The following is a 9458-nucleotide window of genomic DNA, read 5'->3' as shown; positions in this document are numbered from 1 at the left end:
GAGTGAGGAGTGAGGAGGGAGAAGTGGTGCGTGGTGCGTATTGCGTGTTCCGTATTACGTATTACGTTTTCCGTATTCCGTTTTACGTTTGATTTCAGTCGGAGGTGAAGGATGCGTAGAGTGGCAATAGCAGTGGCGTTGGCTTTTGCCGTGACGTTGGCAGTGGTGGTGGGGCAGCGCATGAGCGCGGAAGCGATGGCGGTGGTGGTAGGGGTGGTGTGCGGCGTGGCGGCAGGGATTCCCATGAGCGTGCTGTTGATGGTGATCATGACACGCAGAGAGCGTCAAATGGAGGAGCCGCCCTACGGGCAGGGTGGCCGCTACGGCGCCTATCCGCCGGTGGTGGTCATCCAGGGCGGCACGCCAGCGCCGAATGGACTCCTGCCGCCTTACCACGCGCATGCGGTGGAGGCTGCCCCGCGGGAGTTCCGCATTGTCGGGGAGGAATAGGCGCGTAGCGCAGTTTACTGTGCTCAGCGCTAAAGCACCTACTACGAACGGGTTGTCAAGCGAGCCTGGCCAAGATGAATTGGGCAAGCCAGCCCGCGATGGGCGGAAAGAGCAGCGTGGAGAGGAAGCGGATGAGGGCAACGCGCGGGCCGAGGATGGCGAATTCGGTGGGGAAGCGGCTGGCCGACCAAAGCGACCAGGCGCTGACAAAGCCCACCACCGCGCCGATGCCCGCCCCCGCCCGATGCAGAGAGGCGACGATGGGGAAGACGGCATAGGGCGGGCCAGGCACGATGCCACCGGCAAGGCACCCCAGCAGGATGCCCCGCAGTCCAGATTCAGTCCCCAACCAGCGCCGGATTTGCTCCTTGGGGAGGAGCACCTGCATTAGCCCGGCCACGAGAAAGGAGAGCAGCAGCAGAAGCAGCACGTTCCAGAGCATCTGCGCGCCCGCTTTGACCCCTGCGACGCAAACGCTGCTGCCACGCAGGTAAGCCAGCACCAGCAAGACCAAGGCAATCGCCGCCATGACCAAAGTAGCGCTATCCATTTGTCCCTCCTATCGCAGTTGTGGCTGGCGGTGGGCGATGGAAGTGGCGCGCGTTCGAGTTCGGTGAGGCGCCTGCGCGCCTCCTCCAGTTGCAGCAATTGCAGTTCCTCCAGGGTGGCCACTGCTTGGCGCTGGCAGGCGATTGCCTGTGCCAGGTTGCCTAGTTTCTCATAGACCCGACTCAGATTGCTCAGGCAGTTGGCCTCGCCTGCGCGGTCGTTAATCTCGCGCGCGATGTCCCGCGCCATGGCTCCCCTCCTACCAGACCCACGCTAAGGATAGCATATTCGCAGCGGGCTGTCAATAATAGCGCGAGAAACCAGGGTTCTCCCAGAAACTTGGTCTCTTTTTTATTGGGGGCCAGCCCTGGCAAAGGAGGAAGAAGTGCGCAGTGTGCAGTTTGCTGCGCCCAGTGCCGAAGCAAGGGGAACTTTTGTCCTGGGCAATGCGTCTATGAGAGGACTTGCCACTAGGCAAGAATGATCAAAAGGGAAACACAAAGAGAAAGGAGTAGGCAAAATGAACCGACGCGAACTGATTCTCTGGGGGATTTTGCTCGCTGTGAGCGTCTTGCTGGTCAGCGGTTTCGTCTCCACGGGGGCGCGGTTGGAGCAGAAGAACTGGGCGGAAGCGCAGCCGTTGGTGGACCTGGCCAAAGCAGATCTAGCACAGCGCCTGAACGCACAGCCTGACGACATCCACGTGCAGAGCGTGGAGGCAGTGCAGTTCTCCGATAGCAGCCTGGGCGTGCCCGAGCCAGGCAAGATGTACCTCACCGTCATCACGCCGGGCTATGTCATTCGCCTAGTGGCCGATGGCCAGGTGTACGAATACCATGGCGCTGGTGAATATGTCGTCTTGGCGACGAAGTGAACATCCGGGGCTCAATTCCCCGGCTCCAACCGAAAAGATGCCCGCAGGCGCTAGAATGGCCCGCGGGCTTTTCATTTTTAGAAGCGGTTGCCCGAAATGACCCGACGCCACAAACGGTCTTTGCGCATTATCGGGAAATGTGCTACACTATATTATCATCAGTGAAGCGTATGCCGTGATTGGAAACGGCCCTATTAGGAGATTGAACTATGGCTCGGATTACCAGGCGTCAATTTCTGAACACGCTGCTGCATACGGGCGTGTGCCTGCTTGCGGGTGAAGCACTGACAGCCTGCCAACCGGGCACAGAGCAGCCCAGTCCCAGTCCACTGCCACCCACCATGTCCACTGCACCTGCTGCGGTTGCTACACTCACGACATCTGCTGTGCCTACGCCCATCTCTATTCCATCCTATATGCGCCCCGCTCTCTACTACAAGAAGCCCAGCGGGCAATCAGCCTCAACGCAAGTGATGTGCGATCTCTGCCCCAGGCGCTGCGCGATTGCTGATGGTCAGCGTGGCGAATGCGGTGTGCGCGAAAATCGCGCTGGCACCCTCTACACGATGGTCTACGGACGCGCTTGTGCGGTGCACATAGACCCCATCGAAAAGAAGCCCTTCTACCATTACCTGCCCGGAAGCCAGGCCTTTTCCCTGGCCACCGCCGGCTGCAATTTGCACTGCCTCTATTGCCAGAACTGGCAGATCTCACAGCGCCGTCCGGAGGAAGTGGACTATGTGGATTTGCCACCTGAACAAGTCGTGGCTCAGGCTCAGCGGTACGATTGCCCCGTCATCGCCTACACCTACACGGAGCCGACCGTCTTCTATGAGTACATGCTGGACACCGCACGACTGGCGCGAGAAAAGCAGATACGCAGCGTGGTAGTCAGCGCTGGGTTCATCAACACCGCCCCACTCATCGAGTTGTGCCAAGCAGTGGATGCGATCAAGATTGACTTCAAGGGTTACAGTTCCGATTTTTACATCCGCGTTTGCCAAGGCGCCTTGCGTCCCGTGCTGGAGACGATGAAGACCATTCGGCAACAAGGCATTCACCTGGAGATCGTCACGCTGGTGGTGCCCACGCTCAACGACGAAGAAGAGCATTTGCGTGGCCTGTGTCGCTGGATCATGGACGAACTGGGACCCGACGTGCCGACGCACTTTAGCCGCTTCTACCCCCAGTACAAACTAACCAACTTGCCCATGACGCCGGTGGAGACGTTGGAAATGGCACGCAACATCGCGCTGGAAGAGGGCATCCACTATGCTTACATTGGCAACGTGCCGGGGCATCCGGGGGATAACACCTACTGTCACCATTGTGGCGAAATGCTCATCCAACGCCAAGGCTTTACCGTGGTGGCGAACCACATCGTGAATGGCAAGTGCAAGTTCTGTGGGCAAGTCATCCCAGGAGTGTGGGCATAGAGAGCCGAGACGTGGACAGGGCCTCGATGAGGTCTTGGCGGCTGGTCATCGCAGCCACACGGTTGAGGAATGCGCTCAGCGAGGTGCTGCGCTTTCTCAGCGCGGCCATTTCCGTGCCGATGGGGCTAACCGACGTCGGCTCATCGGCATAGGTGCCGTGAAAGGCAAAGTAGGCTTGGTTCAGTTTGCGGATGTAGTATCCTTGGGATGCTAGGTACTGCCGACGCTCCTCCATGAACTGCTCTGCCTGCTCTACTTCTCCCTTAGCCAGCAACTCATCCACCCTGAGCCTGATTTGGCGCATTTCGCGGTTGAAGTCAAAGCCTGTCGAGGGACGAGTCTCAGGTGGCGGCGTCGGCATGGCCTGCCGAGGACGGTAATAGGTATCGAGCACCATCTCGGCAATTTCGTCGCTGACCATCCCCGCCACCGTCTCGTTCATCGTGGCAATCTCGTAATTGGGGGCCACGCGAATGGAATCCAGCAGGTACATGAAGCCAAGTGGAGTGAAAACGAGGTACTGATGCAGCCATTCCTCGGCCACCGTCGCGATCGTCCAGCCCAGCGAGGCATCGTCCGCGACAAAGGCAGGGTAGGTCGCGCCAAAACCGCCCAACTCCGTCACCAATGAAGAAACGCCCAACGCATCCACGCGGGCTTCGATGTCCTCGATGGTTTCCAAATCGAGTTCTTGCACCAGCATGATTTCGCGCAGGCTTTCTATGCGCTCGCGGGGTGAAATCACCAGGAGATTGGGCGGACGGGCTAGGCGGAAATTGAGGGGAGGAAAACTAACCCCCACCTGGACAAAGCGGTCTAGGGGATTGAAGATCCCCTGCTCCACGAACGCTTCCCTCACCTGCCGTCCCAGGATCCATTGGACGGCGCTCTTCAGTTCCTCTTTGCGCTGCTGCAGCCGCTCTAGTTCTTCCTCTTTGGCAGCCAAATCCCCCTGCTTGTTCCCTGCGGCGATGGCATTGATCTCCCACTGCACCAAACGGATCTCGTCGTTCAGGCGAAAGTACTCCTGTACTATCTCGACCTCGCTCTGGTTGGCGCTCGGCGAACGGGGGCTGCCTTTTGCTGAAGTAGGCCACTCCAGCAGGTGTTGCCATTCCCAACGCAGGATGTGGAAGCGATAGGGAGCGACAATCTCGTTCAGGCGATCATCGAAATCCGCCGTCTGCTGACAAGCCGCAATCAGGCTGACCATCAGCAAGATGGTCAGCCCGAACTGAAACATGCGGCGCTTCAATCTCAATTCTCCTCTCAATGGCTACCCGACCAATTTATGAGCCCGGTGTGGGTGTTCCCTTGGGTGGGAACAAATCCTCGCGTCCATACTCAACCAGCGGTTTGACCATGTAGTCACCCACCCTGACGTAGTATGGCAACGTGGACGCCTTCATTACGTAGGTGTTGTCACTGGTGTCCTGCGCACCGATGCGCAAAATGATGGTCTCCTCGCCTTTCTGCAACGTGACTACGGCGATGGGATTGTCCATGCCATATTCAGGGCGCTCTTGCCTTCCCAACGGCCTGACCATCGTCACGGAGGTAGCCCTGGTTACGATCAGGTTGACCGTCTCCTTGGTGGGCTCTTCGCCGGGGGCCAGGTCAGCCAAGGTCCAGGTACCTGCGGCATCCTTCTGCAGCGTATAGGTGCCCTTGGGGTTCACGATCGTGATCTTCGTGACCTCATCCTTCGACACGGTGAAGTACGAGGTGTCCACCCAAGTGGCGGGAGCAGTGCTGAATTCCCAAGGCGTCAGGTTGCTGGCGAGGTACGTCTCGCTCCGGCCATCTAGGCGCACGTGCGTATTGCCGTAACTGGGAGAAGAACCCAGGAAAAGGGTGTGCTTGGCTCCGCTAGCGGTCTCGAGGTCGAGCCGAACCAGGAAATCATCGGCTGCGACGCGCAAGCGTTTGTGGCTGGCCTCGGTGCGCGCCACCAACCGACGGGTGTTCAGTCCCACAATCTTGTCCAATTCCTGTGTGATGCGCTCTGCTTTGGCCGGATAATCGTCCGCATTGGGCAAGACCCAGTTGCCAGTCACCTGGCGCAGTTGCAGTGTCTCGCCGCCCATCTCGGTGATGGTCATGGCGACAATGTCCGCGGTTTGCAAGTCGGGGATGAGCGGGCCGCTGCTCCCGGTCGTTGCCGTCTTCGGCCAATACAGGACGATGGTCAGGATGATCTGGATGGCCAGGACTGCGGCCAGGATTTGATGCGTACGGTTCATGGTTTCACCTCCTTGGCCTTGGCGAGTGCTTTTGCGGGCAACAACTCCATTGGCTGCTCGCTCTTGCGGCGCACATTCCATACGACCGCAACGCCCAGAAGTGCCACCAGAGCCACAGCATAGTTCAAACCCTCCCACATGGATTGCGCGCGTTCGCTCAGCGGGTTGAGCACACGAGCGGTAGTGCCACGCGCGCGGATGTTCAACAAATCTAGGTCCTCGGTACACCAGGCGACGGCGTTCTGCATCAGTTTCAGGCTGTTCAAATAGCGATCCTGCGATAGATACGAAGAGAGTTGGAAGACGATGTCATCGAGGAAAGCGGCGCTGCCAATGACCACCAGGCGCGCGGTTTCGGGTGACACTTCGATGGTGCCGCCTGCCGTCTGGGCTGCTGCCTCTCCTTCACCAGTCTCAAGCAAAGGAGAGGGCTTGCCCTTGAAGTAGCTTTCGAAACTGCCTTGCACTGCCACCGCCAGTGGATAGCTCTGCTTCGCCTCGCCCACAGCAAAGCCCAGTTGTGGATATTGTTCGAAATTCGGCTGGATGAAGGTGCTGGTCTGCGTCCAAGAGTTTTTGCTGGAGCGCAACAGAACTGTAACCTGCCTCTTGGCGTTCTTGGCCTCATCTATGGTGACGGGCGAGGTCCAATTGAGCGTCACAGCAGACAGGTTGGCAACGATCGGATGCCCCTGCGCCATACCATCAGTCCGCACATCCACGAAGAACGGGTAATTCAAGGCCTGAATTTCCCGGATGCTAATGCCGCCCACGTTGCGCACGACTGGCACTGGGAATGGCTCGTTCTGCATGTCCATCACGATAGAATGCTCCACCGTGATGCCGTAACTAGCAAGCAACTCTTGCATGCCATCCTTGATCGCCTCAATGCCCAAACCGCCGGTATAGGGGTCAGCGATCAGTTTGTAATTGCCCGCCACTGCTATGACTGCCCCACCACGCATCAGGTACTGGTCAATGGCATAGCGCTCCTTGTCGCTCAGATCCTGAGGCGCAACCACAACGAGGACATCTATGTCCGCTGGCACACTGCCGCCTTCCAGATAGACAGTCCGTACCTCCTGTTCTTGAGCCAGATAACTGTAGAGTTCCTGCCAAGTGGAAAGCGGCTGCTGCGTCTGTCCCCATGCGTTCTGCGTTGCTTCTTGTGGTGGTGTCCACAGTCCTACTACCTTGAGAAAGCCAGGCGAGGCGCGCTTCAGCGCCGATTCGATGGCCGTGCGCACGGAGGCTTCGCTCCAATCGCTGGTAGGATAGATTACCTGCGCTTGATCCCCGATCTCCAGGAGCATGTACAGGTAGTAGGTTTCGGGAGAGAAGAGCGAGAAAGCAATGGGTTGCAGGCGGTAGCGTTCGTACAGCGTCTGCCTGGAGACCGGGCTGCCCGGCGCATCGGGGTCCACCATGCTGTAGGTGAATTTGCCCGGTGCTTGCTTCTGTATGTCATTGGCCACTTTCTCGATGGTCTTGGGAGCATCGGCGAGGACATCCGGCAAAGTATTGGGCGTGATATAGGCGGTCAATTTGGCTGGCTCATCGAGTGCGGACAGCACCGCATCTATGCTCTGGAAGCCATAGACCACTTTTTTGATGGAGCGGGTCAGGTCATACTCCAGGTTGCGCAGACGCACATCTGGCATGGCATCGCGGCGGGCTACGATCTCGATGAGGTCCTGAAAGCCCAGTGCTTCGCTCTGATCGCCATAGCGGATCAGGATGTCAAAATACGAATTGATAATGGCGGACTCATAGCGACCAGCGATCTGGAACGGTGTGGGACGGATACCGTAAATCTGGTTAGCCTCTGCTTCCTTCTCCGGATCTTTGGCCGGGTCTATGATCTCCACCTGTACCTTGCCACCTGAAGCCACGCGGTATTCCTGCAACATATCGCGGATAGTAGGCACCAGCGGAGCAAGCAAAGGATGCGTCTTCTCGCTGAAATAGCCACGGATAAGCAGAGGCTCTTGCAAGTTGCTGAGCAACTCGCGCGTAGTTTGGGACAGGGTGTACTCCCGCTGTTCAGTGAGATCTAAGCGCAAGCCATGCAAGGGATAGACCCAGACGTTGACCATTACTAGGTTCAGCACCAGCAACAGCGAGGTCAGTGTTGCGGCACGGCGCTGCGGACGCGCGCCTTCGCCCTGGCTCCAGCGCTTGCTGATCAGAGAGAGCACATTGAGCGTGAGGAAAACACCACTGAGGGAGAGGTAATAGAGCATGTCACGCAAATCCACCACACCGCGTTCGATGCTTTCAAAGCGGCTGCCCGGTGCCATGGCGCGAAGTATCTCGCCTAAGGTGCGTCCAAAAAAACTGGTGATTCCCCCGGACCCTAGCAGGTAGAGCAAGCCGCAGAGCACTACAGTGGAGATGAGCGCAACAATCTGGTTATCGGTGCGCGAAGAGATAAAAAGCCCAATCGCGGCATAAGCCGCGGCCAGCAAGAGGGCCGCCAGATAGCCACCGATCACTGGGCCCCAATCCAGATTGCCCAGTAAGGAGACGGTAAAGGGCAGGAAAAGGGTCAGCAGCAGCGAAACCACCACGAGCGTCAGCACTGCCAGGAATTTGCCCAGCACCAACTGCACTGGCGAAACAGGCAGGGTGAGCAACATCTCCAACGTGCCTGAGCGCTGTTCCTCGCTCCACTGGCGCATGGTCAGCGCCGACACCAGAAAGATCATCAGCACCGGCATCCAGCGAAATAGCGGCCGGACGTCGGCGATTCCGCGTGCGAAGAAGGTTTCCACCCAAAAGAAGGAGAAGAGAGTGATCGCCAAGAAAGTACCAATGAAGATCAGCGCCATTGGCGAAGTGAAATAACCTTGCAGTTCCTTTCGCGTGATTACCAATGCTTGTTTCATCACTACACCTCTTGCATTAGTTCAGATGGGAGTTGGGAAGGCTGGACTACCCAGCGCACTCAAGCAGTCGTAGCCAGTTCGTTGAAGACTGTCTCCAGCGTGCGGACATCGCGTCGCAGTTCACGCAATGGCCAGTTGTGCTGGCGAGCCAGGTCGTAGATGGCGGGGCAGAGGTCTTTCGCACCACGTCGTTTGCCTAGGATGCGGTAAGCTGGGAAACCATCCATCGAACGCAGGGCCTCCACGCCTCTCACGCCAGGCAACTCGCGGAGGATGCGCTCCACATCTGCGGCAGCGTCAGAGAGCACGAGTACTGCATCCGGGGTGGCAGCCAGCTCCGAAAGCCGGGCGTCGGCCCTGATGCGGCCGTTCATCAAGATAATCACCCGATCGCAGAGCGCCTCCACTTCAGAGAGGATATGCGTCGAGAAGAGGATCGTGCTTTGCTCGGCCAAACGACGGATCAGGCGGCGGATCTCCACGACCTGCGTGGGGTCGAGGCCGAGCGTGGGCTCGTCTAGGATCAACAGCCTGGGACGGTGCAGAATGGCCTGGGCCAGCCCCACCCGCTGTCGGAAGCCTTTGCTCAATTCGCCGATGGGGCGAGTCAAGTGTTCCTGCAACCCCGTGGCGTAGATCGCCTCTGACAGGAGGGTTTGCTGTTCATTCGGCGGGATCTGGCGCAGGTCGGCCATCATGCGCAAATAGCTCTGGACGGACAACTCTGGATAGAGCGGGGCATTCTCGGGCAGGTAGCCGAGCAATGCCTGAACCTGATGCGGCTGCGTCAGGACATCCAGGCCAGCGATGTGCACGGTGCCTTCATCTGGTTGCAAGAAGCCGGTCAGGATCTTCATCATCGTGGTCTTGCCAGCACCATTGGGACCGAGCAAGCCCACAATCTCGCCTTCGTCAATATGAAAAGAAACCCCGCGCAAAGCCTCAATGAGGCCATAGGACTTTTTCACATCAACGACATCAATCACTTGCTTTCCTCCCAAGCCTGATGGATTTGAAG

8 protein-coding genes are annotated in these 9458 nt (G+C 58.2%); 3 read left to right on the top strand and 5 right to left on the bottom strand.

Features of this window, described 5'->3' with window-relative positions; genetic code table 11:
* Positions 1 to 111: 111 nt before the first annotated feature.
* Positions 112 to 450 carry a hypothetical protein gene (locus H5T67_10230; GenBank protein ID MBC7245689.1) on the top strand — a complete coding sequence of 113 codons (339 nt, stop codon included), beginning with the start codon at positions 112 to 114 and terminating at the stop codon, positions 448 to 450.
* A gap of 55 nt (positions 451 to 505) precedes the next feature.
* On the opposite strand, the gene H5T67_10225 is transcribed toward H5T67_10230, so the two are convergent.
* The gene (locus tag H5T67_10225) at positions 506 to 1000 is read right to left on the bottom strand and encodes a permease (protein MBC7245688.1); all 495 of its coding nucleotides are present in this window, start codon (positions 998 to 1000) and stop codon (positions 506 to 508) included.
* Positions 1001 to 1519: 519 nt separating this feature from the next.
* On the opposite strand from H5T67_10225, the gene H5T67_10220 reads away from it, so the two are divergent.
* Both H5T67_10220 and amrS read left to right on the top strand, forming a co-directional pair.
* Positions 1520 to 1873 carry a hypothetical protein gene (locus H5T67_10220; protein ID MBC7245687.1) on the top strand — a complete coding sequence of 118 codons (354 nt, stop codon included), beginning with the start codon at positions 1520 to 1522 and terminating at the stop codon, positions 1871 to 1873.
* Between the two features lie 416 nt (positions 1874 to 2289).
* Positions 2290 to 3309 (top strand): AmmeMemoRadiSam system radical SAM enzyme, encoded by a 1020-nt coding sequence (gene amrS, locus H5T67_10215; protein ID MBC7245686.1) that lies wholly within the window; start codon positions 2290 to 2292, stop codon positions 3307 to 3309.
* Here the strand turns inward: amrS and H5T67_10210 are convergent.
* From H5T67_10210 to H5T67_10195, 4 genes are read right to left on the bottom strand one after another with little or no spacing between them, the layout of a single operon-like run.
* Complete coding sequence (locus tag H5T67_10210) at positions 3287 to 4564, bottom strand: hypothetical protein (protein ID MBC7245685.1); 1278 nt, start codon at positions 4562 to 4564, stop codon at positions 3287 to 3289. The two genes, amrS and H5T67_10210, sit on opposite strands and share 23 nt — an antisense overlap.
* Positions 4565 to 4598: 34 nt before the next feature.
* Positions 4599 to 5552, bottom strand: coding sequence for a DUF4340 domain-containing protein (locus tag H5T67_10205; protein ID MBC7245684.1), 954 nt, complete (start codon positions 5550 to 5552; stop codon positions 4599 to 4601).
* On the bottom strand, positions 5549 to 8440 hold the full coding sequence (locus H5T67_10200; GenBank protein ID MBC7245683.1) for a Gldg family protein: 2892 nt from the start codon (positions 8438 to 8440) through the stop codon (positions 5549 to 5551). The genes H5T67_10205 and H5T67_10200 overlap by 4 nt, the downstream gene beginning before the upstream one ends.
* Before the next feature lie 59 nt (positions 8441 to 8499).
* Positions 8500 to 9426, bottom strand: coding sequence for an ATP-binding cassette domain-containing protein (locus H5T67_10195; protein MBC7245682.1), 927 nt, complete (start codon positions 9424 to 9426; stop codon positions 8500 to 8502).
* Positions 9427 to 9458 lie beyond the last annotated feature (32 nt).

The organism is Chloroflexota bacterium (genome assembly GCA_014360905.1).
In the GTDB taxonomy this organism is placed as follows: domain Bacteria; phylum Chloroflexota; class Anaerolineae; order UBA2200; family UBA2200; genus JACIWX01.
The sequence above is the reverse complement of the archived record's forward strand: the minus strand, read 5'-3'. Positions and strand labels throughout refer to the sequence as shown.

Coding starts and splice junctions, on each gene's coding strand:
- H5T67_10230 (MBC7245689.1), top strand. CDS start 112: ATGCGTAGAGTGGCAATAGCAGTGGCGTTGGCTTTTGCCGTGACGTTG.
- H5T67_10225 (MBC7245688.1), bottom strand. CDS start 1,000: ATGGATAGCGCTACTTTGGTCATGGCGGCGATTGCCTTGGTCTTGCTG.
- H5T67_10220 (MBC7245687.1), top strand. CDS start 1,520: ATGAACCGACGCGAACTGATTCTCTGGGGGATTTTGCTCGCTGTGAGC.
- amrS (MBC7245686.1), top strand. CDS start 2,290: ATGCGCCCCGCTCTCTACTACAAGAAGCCCAGCGGGCAATCAGCCTCA.
- H5T67_10205 (MBC7245684.1), bottom strand. CDS start 5,552: ATGAACCGTACGCATCAAATCCTGGCCGCAGTCCTGGCCATCCAGATC.
- H5T67_10200 (MBC7245683.1), bottom strand. CDS start 8,440: ATGAAACAAGCATTGGTAATCACGCGAAAGGAACTGCAAGGTTATTTC.